This is a genomic window from Wolbachia endosymbiont (group A) of Anoplius nigerrimus (genome assembly GCF_947251795.1).
Classification (GTDB): Bacteria; Pseudomonadota; Alphaproteobacteria; order Rickettsiales; family Anaplasmataceae; genus Wolbachia.
The window spans coordinates 450,016-468,130 of sequence record NZ_OX366385.1; the positions used below are offsets into that span (position 1 = coordinate 450,016).

Consider the following 18,115-nt stretch of genomic DNA (forward strand, 5'->3'; position numbering starts at 1 on the left):
TAAGGTGCGATGCAACAAAGCCCACTGGGATCCAGAAAACTTCACTTTAAATGAGCACACCAGGTGGCTGTACAATAGAAACTGGATTCCAGACTGGAATGACACCATCTACTACTCAAATTACCTGCAAATTGCAATGTTCGTACACCAAAACGCGGTATCTTGTTGTAGATTCCGCTAACAAGCAGCGGAATACCAAATTGTAGAAGTTGCTTTAGCCCTCCTAACCTTTCCTTCAAAGCAGTCTATTCTATAAATTTTTTTACCATGCTTGATTTCAAACCACGAATAAAATCTTCAATACTACAAGGATTTCTTCCTTCCATTTGTACAACTTTAGGAATTAAAATGCCACCTTTTAAACTTATGTGCATATTATCGTTAACAATCTCACCTTGTTCTGAAGCGAAAGCTTCAAAGTCAGCATCAAGTATCCTGATACGTTTATTCTCTATCTTGATAAACGCTTTTGGGTAAAACGCTTTAACCTTTCTATAAGCAACTTCACAGGCATCACTTGCATAAATTTTATAGTCTTCCACTTTGTCAGCGTAACATGCATCGTTATCGTTCTGTTTTAAGGGAAGCTGTTTTTCAATTTCGTTTAGCACTTTCAGCAGTAAATCACTGCCTAGCTTAGATAATTTATCATGCAATGTCTTGTAGTTATCGTTCTTTTCGATAAGAAATTTTTCCTGTTTTAAAATAGGGCCGGAATCTAATCCTTCATTCAATTGCATAATGCTAACCCCGGTTTCTTGATCTCCTGCTAAAATTGTGTGCTGTATGGGGGCTGCACCACGCCACCTTGGTAATAATGAAGGATGAATATTAATACAACCATATTTGGGAATATTCAAAATTTCTCTTGGAAGTATCAATCCATACGCAGCTACAACTGCAACGTCTGGTTTGAAATTTCTAAATTTTTCTTGCTCTACCGAAAACTTTAGAGAGATAGGAGTACATACCTCTATGTTACTTTCTTCAGCGATAACATGTACTGGAGATTTCGTTGGCTTCTGTCCACGTCCTGAAGGTTTTGGAGCCTTGGTGTATACTGCTACCACTTCGCTCTTTGATTTCAGTAACAAGCTCAGAGAATTAACAGCAAACCCTGGTGACCCCATGAAAATAATTCTCACAGTGTCTTTGCTTTAAGAATTCTCCGCTAATTTACCACTTACAGCTTCCACTAATTTGGCAAAATCATCCTTATAATTAACGGCCATCTCAGCAAGAATTTTTCTATTTAAATCAATGCCGGCAAGTGTAAGACCATGCATAAACCTACCATAAGTAAGCCCATGCTCTCTTGCTGCTGCATTAATACGTATTATCCATAAGCTACGAAAATCACGTTTACGGGTTCTTCTGTCTCTGTAAGCATATTGCAGTGCTTTTTCAACTCTTTGTAATGCAATTCTATAACAGCTTTTTGCGCGTCCTCTATAACCCTTTGCCAATTTCAATATTTTTTTATGACGAGCGTGAGTAGTGACTCCACGTTTTACCCGAGCCATTTTATTTTACCTCCATTTTGTTAAATACCATAAGGCATATAAAGCTTAACTATACGCGAGTCAGATTTACCAAGAATCGTTGTACCGCGCTGATTACGAATATTAGATTTACTTCTCTTTACCATGCCATGCCTTTTGCCTGACTGAGTAGAAATCACTTTACCCTTAGCTGTAAGGTGAAAGCGCTTTTTAACAGAAGATTTAGTTTTTAATTTTATTCTCTTCATATTCCAAATAAATTTACAAACACTACTATTGAGTTCTTTAATAGTAATTAAGCATTAGTATAAATAATTTTATTAAAGAATCAAATTAAAATTGTATATTAAAGGAGTTTAAAAGTAATTACGCCCAATATGTGTGTTATACCTTCTTTATTCCCAAGTGGCAACAATACTTGCCTCATTTTAACACTTTCACTTTCTTCCTCTTCGTTGATTGGGCATTTACTCTCTATTACAGCATCAAGTTTATCAATGACTGCATCTATTTTATATAGTCGCAGAAATGGTGCATCAATTGCATACTTATTATCAATGCGCGTCTTTTTCTCGAAACCATAGAATTCAACCGCCTTTTCTCCTGCATTTTCACAAATATAACCTTGATCCTTGACTTCAATGATAAAACAATGCTGCCATGACTCCATTATTTCTGCAGTGTCTATTTCATGCCTTTCTGGCCAATCTCTGTCTGATCCTTTTATGTCATTCCAGTGTTGAGTCACCACATTTGCTATTCTTTTTTCTTTGCCTACATAAATTTCCATTCCAATTTCCACATATAAAACACAGATATGAGGTAAATTTATCGTGAATATATTGATTTTTTCTTACCACAAGGTGCATATCACTAAAAGTTCTGAGATCTAGAGAGTGGTGGTATTGTAAATAAGTTAGGTAATCTATATATTAATATTTAGATTGATAAATTGATTTTATTTCCATTGCAGCTTATTATTCATAAATACTCTCAATAAAAATAATGAAGTTAAGTGAAATCAGAGAAAAATTTATAAAATTTTTTTTAAGTAATGACCACGAGCAGGTTTCTTCTTCTCCTTTGATTCCAGAACATGACCCAACGCTCATGTTCACAAATGCTGGTATGGTGCAGTTTAAAAATATTTTTACTGGTGCTCAAAAAACTGAAATGAAACGTGCTGTTTCCAGCCAAAAATGCTTAAGAGCTGGCGGTAAACACAATGATCTTGAAAATGTTGGCTATACAACTCGGCATCACACATTTTTTGAAATGCTCGGAAATTTTAGCTTCGGTGATTACTTCAAAGAAACTGCGATAGAACTTGCGTGGAAATTTATCACTAAGGAGTTATCTCTTGATAAAAACAGACTATCCATAACCGTCTACCATACTGATGATGAGGCGTACGAGATTTGGCGTAAGATAAGTGGCTTTTCAAGTGATAAAATCATAAGAATTACAACGGATGATAACTTTTGGAGTATGGGAAGCACTGGTCCGTGCGGTCCATGTTCTGAAATTTTTTATGACCATGGGAGTCCTAATTTACAAGAGGGCGATAGAATTGTTGAAATCTGGAATCTGGTGTTCATGGAATTTAACAAAGATGAAGAAGGTAATTTACACAAATTGCCAAAAAAATGCATCGATACTGGAATGGGCCTTGAAAGAATAGCGGCTGTTATGCAAAACGTCCATGATAACTATGATATTGATCTATTTTCTGCTCTGATAAGTAAATCACAAGAGTACTGTGGAAATACGGAAAATAAAGTAGCCCATAAGATCATAGCAGATCATCTTCGCGCGGCTGCATTTCTCATCGCAGAAGGAGTGCTTCCTGGAAATGAGGGCAGGAATTACGTATTACGCAGATTAATTAGGAGAGCCGCGCGTTATATCCACCTGCTTGGATATAATGATTCCCTACTCCATCGCGTTTTTCCGGCGCTGATAGATAGCACGAGTTCGGCTTATATGGGGGATATTTATCCTGAATTGATCAGAGCTAAAAGCTTAATAGAAACGACGTTAAAATCAGAGGAAGAAAACTTTAAAGACACTTTGATGAAAGGTATCAATCTTCTGGAGAAATTCACTACAGATTTAAAATCGGGCGATACTTTGTCTGGAGAATCAGCGTTTAAGCTATATGACACCTATGGGTTTCCTTTGGATATTACACTTGATATTTTAAAAGAGAAAAAAATAAATTTTGACCAGAAGGGTTTTGATGATGTAATGGGGGAACAAAAAGAGAGAGCACGTGCTAAATGGGCTGGATCTGGTGAAAAATCTGTTGAGCAAGTATGGTTTGATTTGATCGATAAATTTGGCAAAACAAAATTTGTTGGTTATGAGTTCAATGAAGTAAGTGATGCGAAAATACTAGCTATAGTTTCCTCTAAAAATGAAGTAATTGATTCTGCAAAGGAGGGAGAAAAGATAACCATTATACTTGATAAAACACCTTTTTATGGCGAGTCAGGTGGACAGGTAGGAGATACTGGCAGTCTGATCAAATCTGATAGAAGTATTATTATAGTCGAGAATACCAATAAGGTTAATGACCTATATTTGCACAGATGCATAGTTAAATCTGGCTCAATCTGTAAAAGTGACATAGTTACAGCAAGCATTGACAAGGAAAGAAGGCAAACCTTAAGAAGAAATCATTCAGTTACACATCTTCTGCACTTTACACTCAGGAAAATTCTAGGTGATCATGTCACCCAAAAAGGTTCCCTAGTTGTACCAGATAGACTGAGATTCGACTTCAGCCATAACACTCAAGTGACTCAAGATCAGTTATTCTGGGTAGAGGATATGGTAAACTCTCTAATCAGAGAAAATCTTTCTACGTCTACAAAAATTCAAAGCATGAATCAGGCAATAGACGAAGGAGCCATGGCGTTGTTTGGTGAGAAATATGGTGATCAGGTTAGAGTTGTAAATATTGGAGATTCGAAAGAGCTATGTGGTGGCACGCACGTTGAACATACTGGAGAAATCGGTTTATTTAAGATAGTAACAGAAAGTTCTGTTGCTTTTGGAGTGAGGAGAATTGAAGCTTTAACTGGTCAGGAAGCAATTAATTATGTACGTGATAATGAAATTAACTTAAAAAAAGTTGCAGAATTCGTAAAAGCGCCAGTAAGTGAAATAACAAGCAGATTAGGTGTTTTAAGTCAAGAACACAAAAAATCCGAAACCAAAATAAGAAACCTATATAAAAAGCTTGTGAGTGCAGAGAATATAAAAAGCACTGAAATAAATGGAATAAATTTTATAAGCCACACTTTCACTGATATTCCAGCAAATGTAATAAGAGAGTTTGTTTTGCAGCAACAAAAACCAAAAACGGTAATAGCTTTCACGGCAACAGAAAAAGATAAAACAGTTTTGATTATTAAAGTAAGTAAAGACTTAATCAATAAGATTAGCGCAAAGGAACTAATATCAATAGCAGTTGAAAAGAACTGTGGTGGGAATGCTGAACTTGCACAAACAGGCTGTGATAGCAATAAAATAGATGATGCTATTACAGCCATTTATAGCAAAATGACCGCTTCTAAGCACTCTACGTCATACCGCCGCGAACCGTCATAACGCCGCGGTATCTCTAGGCTCTGTGGACAAAATTTTAGAGAAGCCATACAAGAGCTCCAACAAAATTGAGAAAACCCATAAAAACCTCAGCAGTTTTATCAAATCTGGAAAAAATGCGCCTAAAATTTTTAATTTTACCAAAAAAACACTCAATCAAATGACGTTCTTTGTAGATATGCTCATCGTAATACCTTTGCACTTTTCGATTCCGTTTTGGCGGAATAACTACTGTACATCCCTTGTCTTCAAGACTTGTAACAAAGGCATTGCTATCGTAGCCCTTGTCAGCTACTACAGTAGAGTTATAGATACTTTCGGTCAACACTTGTGCCTGCGTAATTTCATTTCTTTGACCAGGAGTCAGAGTAAATTTAAGTGGATTTCCAAGTGCATCGACAAGCGCATGTATTTTAGTTGTAAAGCCACCTTTGCTCCTCCCTAAAGCTTCTTGATCCTTGGAGTTTTTTGTATATCCAGATGAACATGGATGGGCTCGGATGATCGTACCGTCGATTATAGCAACTTCTAAATCAGGCTCTTGTTTAGTATATTCAAGCAATTTTTTCCAGACATCTCTTTCACACCATCTTTTAAATCGCTTATGTATACTCCTGTAATTACCATAAGTTTTTGGTAAAAGTCTCCATTGGCAACCACTTCGCACTATGTACCACACTGCCTCTATGAATATTCTTAAACGTTTTTCATCTTTGCTGTGCATTCCTTTTACGCTTTTTATGAACTCTAAAATTTGTTTCCAATTTTCCTCTTTGATGTAATATTGCATATGGTAGTTTCTCCATTTTTTACCTATTAGGCTAAACTACCATCTTTTTCTCTCTTTTCATATTTTTTGTCCACAGAGCCTAGCTACCCTAGGGTTTCTTTTGCCTTTTTTTCTGTTTAGTAAATTTCTTAACGTTTATAATTTAGATTAGTTGCGGTTTAAAAGCAACTGAATCGCGGTTATTAAGAGCATGTCTTCAAACTGAAGAATGAGCTAATTTGTGAAGCATAATAGTGATCATATTAAAGAAGATATAGTTTTTTGAGGTGAGAGGAGAATGCTCGTAATCTTTACTCATGCGCCTAAAATTGGAAAGCCAGGCAAAAGTTCTTTCAACAATCCAACGTTTGGGAATAACTTGAAATCCTGTATCAACTATTTTCTTGGCAATCGTTAATAAACATCCCGTTTCCAATAAGCATCTGTTTTGTAATTTACCTATGTACCCTTGATCAGCAAAAAACTTACGTAAAGTTGGAACTTTGCATTTAGCTTGGGCAAAAAGATTTAGAGCACTATCACGATCTTGAATACTTGCACTCTGTACTTCAGCAGCAATTACAAGACCCACAGTATCTACAATAATATGGCGTTTTCTGCCCTTTATTTTTTTGCCAGCATCATATCCTCTGGATCCCCTTTTTGAGTAGTTTTCACTGACTGGCTATCAATTATACCTACTGATGGAGTCTTATTTTTACCAATCATCTCTCTTACTTTTTTAACTAGAAAATCATGAATTTCTTGCCATATTCCACTTTTTTTCAAGCGCGAATTACAACTATATACGGTTTTCCATGGTGGAAAATCTTTAGGCAGTTGTCTCCATTGACATCCTGTTCTCATCATATAGCGGATTGCATTAATAATTGTTCTAATACTATGTTTTCTTGGTCTGCCGGTCTTTTTAGGTTCAAAATATGGCTCTATTGTCTTCCATTCTTTGTCACTTATATCGCTTGGGTACATCTTAAAATGTACCTTATACCATACTTCTTAACTTCTTTCTACTCAGTTTGAAGACATGCTCTAAGTGTTTAGAATAAAAAAACGCCATACTTGAAAGTATAATGTAAGTAATTAGCCAACCACGGGGTTTCTTTTGCCTTTTTTTTCTGCTTAGTAAATTTCTTAAACATTTATAGCTAAACGACAACCGTCATCCCGCAGCGGGATCTCTTGTTAGCGGATGAGATACCGCGAATGAATCGCGGAATGACGGTTAAGCAATTCGTCATCCCGCTACGTGTTAGCGGGATCTAGAGATACTGCGGCGGTATGACGTAGGATTGCTGTCATCCCGCTACGTGTTAGCGGGATCTAGAGATACTGCGGCGGTATGACGTAGGATTGCTGTCATCCCGCTACGTGTTAGCGGGATCTATGCTTTGAGATACCGCGAATGAATCGCGGTATGACGGTTAAGTAGGGTGTCATCCGAGTAGCTGACACTGGGATGACACCCTTTTGGATGGAAAGCTACTTTCATGACGTCATCATAAAGTAAAATGAGATCCCAGTGTCACGCACTGGGATGACATTATAGGAGGCTACTTGGATGACAGGAAAAGAAGGCTACTTGGATGACAGGAGAAGGAGGCACTGGAATGACACCCTTCCTAGTGGAGATTTTTCTTAAATCACCTCTTTGGTATATCTGAACTTACGTGTTCAATTTTATTTCTTTCCATTTTTCCATAGTCTGGTAATGTAGAATTGTTTATATGCAATCCGGTACATACTGCAACCAAAGCAGCTATAATACCGCAAACTACTGCACCAGCGACAAATGGAACCATTACAGCAGCAGCAATGAATAATCCTGTAATAACAACTCCAACAACATCTTTTGTTAATGAGGTGTAAAAATTTTCCTTGCTTTCTTTATATTTAGCTTCTTTTTCATTTGGCACAGAAAATTGGGCATTTGTGAGGTTGCTAGACTTATCATTACCGCTTGACATAGCAGGTGTGCCGGCGTTTGTTGATACTACAGGAGATACTGGTTTATTACTAACACTCCTACCGTTACCACTATTTGGTACAGTAGTTGGATTTGTTTCCTTTGTTAATATAGGAGACACTGTTGCCGTAGGTTTATTACTAATATTTTTGTTAGGTTCTGTTCTATTTTCTTCTACGCTTGGCGTAGTAACAACCTGGTCAGTTCCTGTTACTACAGGTGTTTCATCCTTGTTTACTGCTGATGCGCGTGTTTCTTGATCGTTCTGTATTAGCACTGTCGCTGCTACAGAATTTTTTTCTGCAAAAGCAGTGCAGAATGCATCATCTTTTAATTGTTGGTATAATCTGTACAATTCATCTTCAGGATTTAACTTTGATTGCTCTGCATTAATATTTTGCAGTAGCGTGCTTAGAATCTCAGCATTACTGTTATCAGTATAATGAACAACAGAGCATAATATAGATTTGTCTTCTTCAATTTTGCTAACGTAACACCTTCCTTCTTGACCGATTGCACTAATAATGGTTACTCCATTTTGTAGGAGAAATTTTATAGTGTTTAATCTTTCATTTTTAATTGCATGCTCTAACAATGCATTTCCTAGCACAGCACCTTGCTCACATTTATCTTGAAAATTAATCTCTCTCTTTAATCTTTCTTGCAAGCCTTCAAGATCAGCGATTCCATTATCATAACGAATTGCAAGTTTTATATTCTTATCTATCTTTTCACATAAGTCCTCAACATTATTTAGTGTAGTAGTCTGATCAGTACTTATATTACTGCTACTGAACCCAGCTCCATTTTTTCCTGCGTCAGGTGTATTTCGTTCCTCTTTTTTGTTTATTGCCGATCTAAGCAGTGCAATTATTACTCGGTTTGAGAGATATTTATCGTGATTAGAATTACTGAAGTCCACTTTAAATTCAGAATCTATTTTAAGTTCTTCTCCAAGTGATAATTTCCTCTCTTCAATTATTTTTAGAAGATTTCTTATACCATCTTCTGGTATACCTGTCATATGCTTTAAAAGTAACCTAACTTTTGGTAGGTCACCATCTATGAAAGCATTACTCAGAGCATCAACCTTTTCTCCTTCAGTAAATCTCTTATTATCTAAAAGCACCTTCATAATGTCAGTGTTCTCATCGCAAGGAGCTGCATTTAAATGCTTTTGTATGCTTGCATGATCTACGTAATCTAAAAATAGTTTAAATTCTTGGACATTGCCTTGAACAATAGCAGAATTCAAAGCATGCAATTTTTCTTCTTTATTAAACTTGCCACTATTCAAAAGTATCCTTACAACGTCAGCTTGGTTATTTGTTACAGCTATGTCCAACATAGTTCTACCACCGCTGCTTTTCTTAACTTTAATATCTAACTGCGCAAACAATTCAACAATTTTTAGAAATACAGCAGAATCGTCTGAAACACCGTGCCTTTCTGAATTGATGGCATCTGCAAGTAAATCAAAAATTTTTGCATCTGTTGCCCCACCTTGCTTTAGCTCCTTAACAAACTCCTCAGCAGTTATATTAGGATTGTTAGTTACAAATTCCTTTATCTCTTCATAAGTCATGTTAAATTTTACCACTGTTACTATCTAATTTATTATAGCAACTCTCTCGCAATGAGTCAAGGCATATTGCAGTTTCAAGCAGCATGATATATATTGAATATAGTTCTTAAAGCAAATGATGGAAGATTTAGCCTATAAATTAGTTAAAGTAACCGAAGCTGCAGCGCTTGCTGCGTATAAATTAGCAGGCTTCGGCGATGAAAAAAAGGCTGATCAGGTTGCAGTTGATGCAATGCGAACAGTGTTAAATTCTATGGAAATAAATGGTGCTATCGTAATTGGTGAAGGTGAGAGAGATGAAGCGCCGATGCTATATATTGGCGAGAAGGTTGGCACTGGAAATGGTCCTGAAATCGACATTGCTGTTGACCCACTTGAGGGTACTACAATTTGCGCTCACTACAAACAGGGGGCAATGTCTGTTCTTGCTGCAACAAAAAAAGGTAACTTTTTACACGCACCTGATGTTTATATGGAAAAGATAGCAATAGGAAAAAATCTCCCAGAGGGTATAGTCTCACTAAAAAATAGCATTGAAAAGAATCTAGACAATTTAGCCAAGGCAAAAGGATGTAAAATAAATGATCTTACAGTAACTATACTTAATCGTGAAAGGCATAATGAATTAATACTGAAAATCAGGAAGTTAGGAGCGAAAGTTAAATTAATAGATGATGGTGATGTTGCGGCCGTAGTTTCACTAGTAAATGGCAATCATGATATGTATATCGGTATAGGAGGAGCACCAGAAGGGGTGCTTGCGGCTGCAGCGCTGAGTTCAATAGGTGGGCAGATGGAGGGAAGATTAATATTTGACACAGATCAGTTAAGAGAAAGAGCAAAAAATTTAAATATTGATGACCCAGAAAAAATCTACACCATAAAAGATATGGCAAGAGGTGAATCAGTGTTCATTGCAACTGGAGTAACAAGCGGAGAACTTGTGGATGGAGTTGATAACGTCTGTTCAACTAGTTCTTTAATAATTCTGCCTAACAAGCTGATAAAGGTGCAAGTTGTAAGTTAGGTTAATTATTTTTCAATACAACTAAATTTTAGCTTTACAAAATACTAATACTAAAATATATTATTTTTATCTAAAAATTAAAGGGGGTATAATGTTAGATTCATCACAGAATATTTCGCAAGAAAAATTAATTGTACAAGAAGTTTCTCAAGATAAGCATGGATTTGATGATGATCCCGAAGTACAAATGATATTAGATGTTATAAATAAAGATAAAAAGGCACATCTGTTTAATGAAATAGCAGAATATTATAGAGAAAATAAAGATATTTTCCTTTTTATTGCTATGCTACAAGACAAAGAACGGCTAAAAAAGATAATTGATATAGTAGATAAGGAATGTAGTGTTCAAGCTAAAGAGCAATTCGTAAGAGAAATGAATAGTTATTTGGATGGAATTAGCGTAGGAGAGCATGATGCAAAAGAATTTTTAAATAAGGAATTTTTAAATAGTGATCTAGTTGCTCTATTTAATGGACCTCCAGCACCGTATCAAGGACAAGTTCGCAATATCCATAAAAATCTTAATATCAACGTTATTAAACTTGGGCAGGCTTTAAAAACCAGCAGTTTTTTCAGTAGAAAAATTAAAAGAATGGAAGAAGAGAAAAGTGAAATAAAATTCGTAAACATACACAGCAATGGTAAAAAGATAGTAAAAATTGAGAAGAATGAGAAACAACAGAGGAACTACTCCTTTACAAAATTTGCAATATGTGACATCGAAATTAGTTGGGGTGCAAAAGATGAATCTGGAAAAGACCTTAACTGTACTGTTGTTCTAAATATAAATTTAGGTCAAGTTAGTATTAAAAAATTAACTATTGACGGTAAAGATGTTGAACAAAAGGAAATTTTAGAGTTAGCTAAGCAAAACGAGGCTGTGCTTATAAAAGGTAAAGCTTTACATGAAGTTTTAGCAGCACATTTCATTAAGCAAACACCATGTGAGGAAAAGAAGAGTACGCAATCGCACGAAAATATTGTTGTACCTGGTTCCGGTGCACCTAGCTCGGTTATTGATGAGGAAATAACTGTAGAGCATCCGTCCGGAGAGCAGCAAGGAAGGTAGACAAGTAATCTAAAAAAATAATGCCTCCTTCTCCTGTCATCCAAGTACCCTTTTCTTGTCATCCCAGTGCTTGACACTGGGATCAAGCCTTTCCATAATCATCAAAACATTGTATTTTAACGTAAAACAGCTATTTTTATGCTCACCAACTTAATAAAATTCCTGGATCCCAGTGTCTGGGGACTGGGATGACATCCTCCCTAGTGGATTCAAATCACAATATTCGTATAGTAAGCACTGACCACTTTTGCTTCAATATTTGCGATGCCCCTGAACAGATACAATTATTCTATTATCAGGAGGATGCCGTTAATCGCCTTGTATGATGCTACTTGTAACACTTATGCCCTGAACGGAGACAGTTTAGGCTGTTATGCCTGGCGGCTTTGTTGGAATAAGTTTTCAACACTGCTAACAATAAAGTCAGTGATACCGTCAGCTACCTTATCGAATTTATCATTTATCTCTTTTCCTATTTCTTGATTTTTAACATATTCGTGTAGAGCTAAAGCAGTTATAGCTGCACATGCTGCAATTAAGCCAGTTTGTGCTATAATGAGCATTGATAATCCCCCTACCAATATAGATGTTAATCCAATAGCTAGGTTTATAATTTTATTTTGTGTTGTTTGTTGTGCTTCCTTCTCTTCAAGAACGTTTGATATTGTTTTTAAGGCAACTTTTATCGCTATTGCTGCAACTGAAACCATAATTAGCCCTATAGCTATTTTTGCTAAAAGAAGAATCGACGGCAGCATCATTGCAAATAACAGCGAGCCAGCTACTATAGTTAACCACTTCTCATTTATTTTTTTAGGTTGATTTGTGCTAGTGTTCATTGTTACCCTCCACTTTACTTATGATTTACCTATATCTAATACGAAATATGAAGGTAGTCAACTATATATTTTATATGAAAGATTGTATTAAAAGTTTTTCATGTTATTTTTTGCTGCTTCGTGGTTAAATTTGGAATTTTAGAAAGAGTTACGTATTATTTGAAATTCTTGTATACTGTTTTGAATCAGTTAAATAGATAATGAAGTGCAGGACGCAGTTTTAATTTTACAAGATGGTAAATGCTTTTGGGGAAAATCAATAGGTAAAAAAGGTAAGTGCATAGGTGAGGTCTGTTTTACCACTGGTATGACCGGTTATCAGCATACTATAACTGATCCTTCTTTTGCTGATCAAATTATAACGTTCACTTTTCCTCATATTGGTAACGTTGGAATAAACCATAAGGATAATGAAGGAAAGAAAATTTTTACAAGTGGTGTGGTTATGCGTGAACTTTCTTCTATGTCCCACCCTTCTTCATATATCAGTTTAAATGATTGGTTAGAGAAAAATAACGTGATTGGGATATCAGGAATTGATACTAGAGCTTTAACGAGACATTTGAGAGAACATGGATCTCAAAATGGAATGATATGCTCATCGAGTAAGGCGCATGCATTAGACAAATTGAAGGAATACAAACCTGTAAATGGGATAGAAATAACCAATAAAGTTAGCTTAAATAACAGTTTTGAAAATGATAGACTAGCGGAGCATTTTGTCATCCAAGTAGCTGACTACTCGGATCCAGCAAAAAATATATGGATTCCAGTGTCACGCACTGGAATGACACCAGATAGAGCTATTGACCTTAATGCAAAATATAGGGTTGTAATCGTTGATTTTGGCGTAAAAATCAGTATAGTTTCACGCTTAATAGAACTTGGTTGTACAGTTGAATTAATCAGACCAAGCACAGGTTTCGCTCAAAAAGTGTTGAGTATGAATCCAGATGGTATAGTACTTTCAAATGGTCCTGGTGATCCGCAAGAAATAGGAGAAAGTGTAGTTTCAGAAATAGACATTATTATAAAATCTAAAATACCAATTTTTGGCATATGCATGGGCCATCAATTACTTGCGATTACTTTGGGGGCAAAGACCATCAAGATGGATATAGGTCACCGAGGGAGTAACCATCCAGTTTATGATGTAATTAGTGGAAAAGTTGAGATCACTAGCCAAAATCATGGTTTTGTTGTTGATTCAGCTTCTCTTCCAAGTAATGTTGAAATTACTCACATTTCTCTATTTGATAATAGTGTAGAGGGAATAATGATGAAGGATTACTCAGTCTTTTCTGTGCAATACCATCCAGAAGAAGCGCCAGGTACGCATGATTCGCATTATTTGTTTAAACGTTTTATTGACAATATTGTGTTGTATAAAATGAAATCTGCATGATTTTAATCAGGGTAGGTTTTATTGCTTGATTTTTTAATTTTAGGCGTTTAGTATTAAATACAATAAAAGCTTGAGTTAAGATACTAAAATAGCGTTCTCTTAACAAATTTTTGTGGAGGAGTGACCGAGTGGTTAAAGGTAACAGACTGTAAATCTGTCCGCGTGAGCGTACGTAGGTTCGAATCCTACCTCCTCCATTGTGCGGGTATAGCTCAATGGTAGAGCTCTAGCCTTCCAAGCTAGTGACGTGGGTTCGATTCCCACTATCCGCTCTTTTTTTTGTTGTATTTTTATAAAATCAACATATTATTTATTGATGTATTTGTATTTTGGGTAGAAAAGTTTAAATTATGACAGCAGTAGTGGAAGCATTTGGAAAGCCGCATGTAAATGTGGGAACAATAGGACATGTGGATCATGGGAAGACGACGTTAACAGCGGCGATAACGAAGCATTATGGAAATTTTGTAGCGTACGATCAGATAGATAAAGCGCCAGAAGAAAGGAAGAGGGGGATAACGATAGCAACAGCGCATGTTGAGTATCAGACGGAAAAAAGGCATTATGCACACGTTGATTGTCCTGGACATGCTGACTATGTAAAGAACATGATAGTAGGTGCAGCACAGATGGATGCGGCGATATTGGTAGTGTCGGGGGTTGATGGGCCAATGCCACAAACGAGAGAGCATATATTACTAGCGAAGCAAGTAGGTGTTGGATATATCGTGGTGTATATAAATAAAGCTGATGTTGCTGATGCTGATATGATAGATTTGGTAGAAATGGAAGTGAGGGAATTGCTGAATAAATACGGATTTCCAGGGGATGAAGTGCCTGTGGTAGTGGGGTCTGCATTGAAAGCGCTGGAGGATGACAGCAGCGAATATGGAAAGAAATCAATAGATAAATTGATGGAAAAGTTAGATGAATATGTGGCGGTTCCACCAAGGCCTGTGGATTTACCATTTTTATTGCCAATCGAGGATGTATTTTCGATATCGGGGCGAGGAACGGTGGTAACAGGAAGGATAGAGAAGGGAGAGATAAAAACGGGAGAAGAGATAGAGATAATAGGTCTGAAAGCGACGCAAAAGACGATATGCACAGGTGTAGAAATGTTTAAGAAGTTGCTGGATAAGGGGAGTGCAGGACTCAATGTAGGAATATTGCTCAGAGGAACAAAAAGAGAAGAAGTGGAGAGAGGGCAAGTATTAGCAAAACCGGGGACGATAACGCCGCATAGAAAGTTTAGGGCGGAGGTTTATATATTAAAGAAAGAGGAAGGAGGAAGGCATACACCATTTTTTGCGAATTACCAGCCACAGTTTTATTTAAGGACAACGGATGTAACTGGGAGCATAAAATTGCTAGATGGGAAGGAGATGGTAATGCCAGGAGATAATGTGAGTGTAGAAGTAGAATTGCAAGTACCGATAGCAATGGATAAGGGATTACGTTTTGCGATAAGAGAAGGCGGTAGAACTGTTGGTTCTGGTGTTGTTTCTGAAATTTTGGAGTGAGTGTAGTAACTAAGATGAAGCAAGATATATATATTAACATTAAGGCTTTCGATTGTTCTTTATTGGAGGAATGTGTTCGAAAATTTGTTGATGAATTAAAGCGGTCCAGTGCAAAATTATCTGGTCCGATTGCGTTGCCAAGAAAAGATTCTAAATTTATTGTTAATAGATCTCCTCACGTTGATAAAAAATCTCGTGAACAGTTTGAAATGAGAACTTCTAGGCGTTTGATTGTTTTACATGATCTTACTCCTACTATGATGCAGATGCTTACAGGTTTATCTTTTTCTGCTGGCGTAGAAGTGGATTTAAAAGTCAAGGAAGTTAAGGTTTAGGAGAAGGAAATGAAGAGAATAAATTCACTGAGGAGAATTGGTTTATTAATGACGAATATTGGTCATACTGCTATATACTCTGACAATAGTCGCATGGCTGTAACTTTATTGCATCTCAGCGAAACTCATATTGTTGATATAAAAGGACAAGATAAATGTGACTATAATTCAGTCATTTTAGGCACAGGAGATTTTAAAAATATAGCAAAACCTCAGTTGGAATATTTAAAGAAAAAGGGTATAAATAATAAATGTAAGTTATACGAAAGTAGATTAAATGACCTGTCGGGAATAGAATGTGGTAAAAAAGTGGGAATCAATCATTTTGTGGTTGGTCAATATCTTGATATTACGGGTTATTCTATAGGTAAAGGATTTGCTGGTGTGATGAAGCGGCATAATTTCAGTGGGCTTGGGGCATCTCATGGTGTTTCTATTGCTCACAGATCACAAGGTTCCACTGGCCAATGTCAGGATCCTGGTAGAGTATTCAAAGGAAAGAAAATGGCTGGTCATTTAGGTAACAGCAGGATAACTGCACAAAATATGAAGATATTATCCATTGATCATGAAAATAGTATAATTGCTGTGAAGGGTAATAATGTTCCTGGGTTTAAAAATTCCTATGTTTTTGTAAGAGATGCAGTTAAAAAATCTTTACATAAAGATGTTCCTTTTCCGGTGGGTTTACTGTTAGATGTAAATGATGATGCTAGTAATTTGGTAAGTTAGTTATGGAATGTAATTTAGTTAATCTATCTAATAATAATGTAGGTACTGCTCAGCTCAATCCTTTGATATTTTCTGCTAAGCAAAAATTGAGTGTTTTGCATGATATAGTGAGATGGCAATTAGCAAAGAGAAGAGCTGGTACTCATAAAACAAAAGGTATCAGTGATGTCTCTGGTACAACAGCTAAACCTTATGGTCAAAAACGTACCGGTAGGGCAAGACAAGGGAGCTTGCGATCTCCTCAATTTAGAGGTGGTGGGGTTATTTTTGGCCCTGTTGTGAGGAGTCATACTTATTCTCTTAATAAGAAGGTACGCAAATTTGGTTTAAAAATTGCTTTATCTCTAAAGTATTTAAATAATCAAGTAATTATTCTGGATAATTTAAATATTGATGTGAAGAAAACGTCTGAAATGTGTAAATGTATTAAAAATTTTAAATTTTCTTCCTTTTTGATAGTTGGTGATTATGGAGATGATTTGTTGCGTGCTGTTAGAAACTTGCATTATGTAGACTTAATCAAACCTATTGGGTTAAATGTCTTTGATATATTGAATCACGAATGCGTGATGTTGACAAAGGATACTTTAAAGCATCTTGAAGGTAGATTGTTATGATCAAATATAATAATATAATAAAATCTCCTATAATTACAGAAAAGGCCTCTTTTTTGAGGGAGAAGTTTAATAAATATTCTTTGTATGTTTTTGTAAATGTAAATAAGCGTCAAATAAAGTTGGCAATAGAGTCTCTATTTGATGTTAAAATTTCTTCTATAAATGTTGTTAGAATTAAGCCTAAATATAGGCGTTTCAGGGGTGTGATTGGTTGTGAAAAACAGAAAAAGAAAGTTTATTTTTCTTTGATAGATGGTCAAAAATTAGATATAATGAGCGTTTAATATGGGTATGAAATTTTTTAATCCTGTTACTCCGTCTTCTCGTGGGACTGTGTTAGTAAGTAAAGTTGGTTTATCAAAAGATGAGCCAGAAAAGTCTCTTACATCCGGTAAAAAGTCCAGTGGTGGAAGAAATAATTATGGTAGAATTACAACTCGTCATAGGGGTGGTGGTCACAAAAAGAAGTATAGAGTTATAGATTTTAAGCGTAATAGAAGTGGTCAGGGTATAGTTGAAAAAATAGAGTATGATCCAAATAGAAGTGGGTTTTTAGCGTTAATATCATATAAGGAAGATGATATTAAGTCTTATATATTAGCTCCTCAAGGTATGAAGCCTGGTGATATTGTTACAACTGGAAATGATGCTGATATTTTGCCAGGTAATTGTTTGCTACTCAAGTATATACCTGTTGGTTCTTTCGTTCATAATGTTGAGCTGAAGCCAGGTAATGGTGCTGCGATTGCTAGAGCTGCTGGTTGTTATGCGCAAATCGTTGGTCGTGATGGCCAATATGTTTTATTACGGCTCAGGTCTGGTCAAATTAGGTTGATTTTATCTTCTTGCAAGGCTACTATTGGTGTAGTATCTAACCCTGACCATAAGAATAGAAAGCTGGGTAAAGCTGGGAGAAGTAGGTGGCTTGGAATTAGACCTACTGTGCGTGGGGTTGCGATGAATCCGGTTGACCATCCTCATGGAGGTGGGGAAGGAAAAACCTCTGGTGGTCGTCATCCTGTTACTCCTTGGGGTGTTGCAACAAAAGGAAAGAAAACTCGGAGGAAAAATAAATCTAGTGATAAGTATATAAAACAATTGAAAGGTTAGTTT

19 protein-coding genes, 2 tRNA genes and 1 pseudogene are annotated in these 18,115 nt (G+C 36.2%); 13 read left to right on the top strand and 9 right to left on the bottom strand.

Annotation, left to right across the window (positions count from 1 at the left end):
- Positions 1-22 precede the first annotated feature (22 nt).
- Positions 23-158, top strand: a pseudogene (locus OPR26_RS07470) (WPE palindromic element domain-containing protein); the annotation flags it as partial.
- An 87-nt stretch (positions 159-245) separates the two neighbouring features.
- Here OPR26_RS07470 and fmt read toward each other — a convergent pair.
- The 4 genes from fmt to OPR26_RS02380 all read right to left on the bottom strand — a co-directional run bounded on the left by fmt (position 246) and on the right by OPR26_RS02380 (position 2,292).
- Positions 246-1,145 (bottom strand): methionyl-tRNA formyltransferase, encoded by a 900-nt coding sequence (gene fmt / locus OPR26_RS02365; protein ID WP_265016125.1) that lies wholly within the window; start codon positions 1,143-1,145, stop codon positions 246-248.
- A gap of 12 nt (positions 1,146-1,157) precedes the next feature.
- The gene (gene rplT / locus OPR26_RS02370) at positions 1,158-1,523 is read right to left on the bottom strand and encodes a 50S ribosomal protein L20 (protein ID WP_064125369.1); all 366 of its coding nucleotides are present in this window, start codon (positions 1,521-1,523) and stop codon (positions 1,158-1,160) included.
- A gap of 20 nt (positions 1,524-1,543) precedes the next feature.
- Positions 1,544-1,750, bottom strand: a complete 207-nt coding sequence (gene rpmI / locus OPR26_RS02375; RefSeq protein WP_064125368.1) for a 50S ribosomal protein L35 — start codon at positions 1,748-1,750, stop codon at positions 1,544-1,546.
- A 98-nt stretch (positions 1,751-1,848) separates the two neighbouring features.
- A complete protein-coding gene (locus OPR26_RS02380; protein ID WP_265031348.1) occupies positions 1,849-2,292 on the bottom strand; it encodes a PAS domain-containing protein in 444 nt (147 codons plus the stop codon).
- A 215-nt stretch (positions 2,293-2,507) separates the two neighbouring features.
- Between OPR26_RS02380 and alaS the strand changes: the two genes are divergently transcribed.
- Positions 2,508-5,117 carry an alanine--tRNA ligase gene (alaS, locus tag OPR26_RS02385; protein WP_265016127.1) on the top strand — a complete coding sequence of 870 codons (2,610 nt, stop codon included), beginning with the start codon at positions 2,508-2,510 and terminating at the stop codon, positions 5,115-5,117.
- Between the two features lie 34 nt (positions 5,118-5,151).
- Here alaS and OPR26_RS02390 read toward each other — a convergent pair whose 3' ends face one another.
- From OPR26_RS02390 to OPR26_RS02405, 4 genes are all read right to left on the bottom strand, one after another.
- A complete protein-coding gene (locus OPR26_RS02390; protein ID WP_264702259.1) occupies positions 5,152-5,904 on the bottom strand; it encodes an IS5 family transposase in 753 nt (250 codons plus the stop codon).
- Between the two features lie 196 nt (positions 5,905-6,100).
- The gene (locus tag OPR26_RS02395) at positions 6,101-6,511 is read right to left on the bottom strand and encodes a transposase (RefSeq protein ID WP_320157296.1); all 411 of its coding nucleotides are present in this window, start codon (positions 6,509-6,511) and stop codon (positions 6,101-6,103) included.
- A complete protein-coding gene (locus OPR26_RS02400; protein WP_264731180.1) occupies positions 6,508-6,873 on the bottom strand; it encodes a transposase in 366 nt (121 codons plus the stop codon). The genes OPR26_RS02395 and OPR26_RS02400 overlap by 4 nt, the downstream gene beginning before the upstream one ends.
- 671 nt (positions 6,874-7,544) lie before the next feature.
- Positions 7,545-9,452 (bottom strand): ankyrin repeat domain-containing protein, encoded by a 1,908-nt coding sequence (locus tag OPR26_RS02405; protein ID WP_265016128.1) that lies wholly within the window; start codon positions 9,450-9,452, stop codon positions 7,545-7,547.
- A gap of 118 nt (positions 9,453-9,570) precedes the next feature.
- Here OPR26_RS02405 and glpX point away from each other — a divergent pair, with 118 nt between their 5' ends.
- Together glpX and OPR26_RS02415 are read left to right on the top strand one after the other, a co-directional pair.
- Positions 9,571-10,479, top strand: coding sequence for a class II fructose-bisphosphatase (gene glpX / locus OPR26_RS02410; protein ID WP_265016268.1), 909 nt, complete (start codon positions 9,571-9,573; stop codon positions 10,477-10,479).
- A gap of 91 nt (positions 10,480-10,570) precedes the next feature.
- Complete coding sequence (locus OPR26_RS02415) at positions 10,571-11,551, top strand: hypothetical protein (RefSeq protein WP_265016129.1); 981 nt, start codon at positions 10,571-10,573, stop codon at positions 11,549-11,551.
- A 371-nt stretch (positions 11,552-11,922) separates the two neighbouring features.
- Here the strand turns inward: OPR26_RS02415 and OPR26_RS02420 are convergent, their stop codons facing one another.
- A complete protein-coding gene (locus OPR26_RS02420; protein ID WP_265016130.1) occupies positions 11,923-12,390 on the bottom strand; it encodes a hypothetical protein in 468 nt (155 codons plus the stop codon).
- Positions 12,391-12,595: 205 nt separating this feature from the next.
- On the opposite strand from OPR26_RS02420, the gene carA reads away from it, so the two are divergent.
- The 9 genes from carA to rplB all read left to right on the top strand — a co-directional run bounded on the left by carA (position 12,596) and on the right by rplB (position 18,112).
- Positions 12,596-13,795, top strand: a complete 1,200-nt coding sequence (gene carA / locus OPR26_RS02425; RefSeq protein ID WP_265016131.1) for a glutamine-hydrolyzing carbamoyl-phosphate synthase small subunit — start codon at positions 12,596-12,598, stop codon at positions 13,793-13,795.
- A 114-nt stretch (positions 13,796-13,909) separates the two neighbouring features.
- Positions 13,910-13,992: transfer RNA gene (locus OPR26_RS02430), tRNA-Tyr, on the top strand.
- A gap of 4 nt (positions 13,993-13,996) precedes the next feature.
- Positions 13,997-14,067, top strand: a tRNA-Gly gene (locus OPR26_RS02435).
- A gap of 78 nt (positions 14,068-14,145) precedes the next feature.
- Positions 14,146-15,318, top strand: a complete 1,173-nt coding sequence (gene tuf, locus OPR26_RS02440; RefSeq protein WP_264329094.1) for an elongation factor Tu — start codon at positions 14,146-14,148, stop codon at positions 15,316-15,318.
- 14 nt (positions 15,319-15,332) lie between these two features.
- A complete protein-coding gene (gene rpsJ, locus OPR26_RS02445) occupies positions 15,333-15,653 on the top strand; it encodes a 30S ribosomal protein S10 (protein WP_012673184.1) in 321 nt (106 codons plus the stop codon).
- A 9-nt stretch (positions 15,654-15,662) separates the two neighbouring features.
- The gene (gene rplC, locus OPR26_RS02450; protein WP_265016132.1) at positions 15,663-16,385 is read left to right on the top strand and encodes a 50S ribosomal protein L3; all 723 of its coding nucleotides are present in this window, start codon (positions 15,663-15,665) and stop codon (positions 16,383-16,385) included.
- A 2-nt stretch (positions 16,386-16,387) separates the two neighbouring features.
- Complete coding sequence (rplD, locus tag OPR26_RS02455; RefSeq protein ID WP_253302675.1) at positions 16,388-17,002, top strand: 50S ribosomal protein L4; 615 nt, start codon at positions 16,388-16,390, stop codon at positions 17,000-17,002.
- Positions 16,999-17,286: a 50S ribosomal protein L23 gene (locus tag OPR26_RS02460; protein WP_064124642.1), complete on the top strand. Its 288-nt coding sequence runs from the start codon at positions 16,999-17,001 to the stop codon at positions 17,284-17,286. The genes rplD and OPR26_RS02460 overlap by 4 nt, the downstream gene beginning before the upstream one ends.
- A 1-nt stretch (position 17,287) precedes the next feature.
- Positions 17,288-18,112, top strand: coding sequence for a 50S ribosomal protein L2 (gene rplB / locus OPR26_RS02465; protein WP_265016133.1), 825 nt, complete (start codon positions 17,288-17,290; stop codon positions 18,110-18,112).
- Positions 18,113-18,115 lie beyond the last annotated feature (3 nt).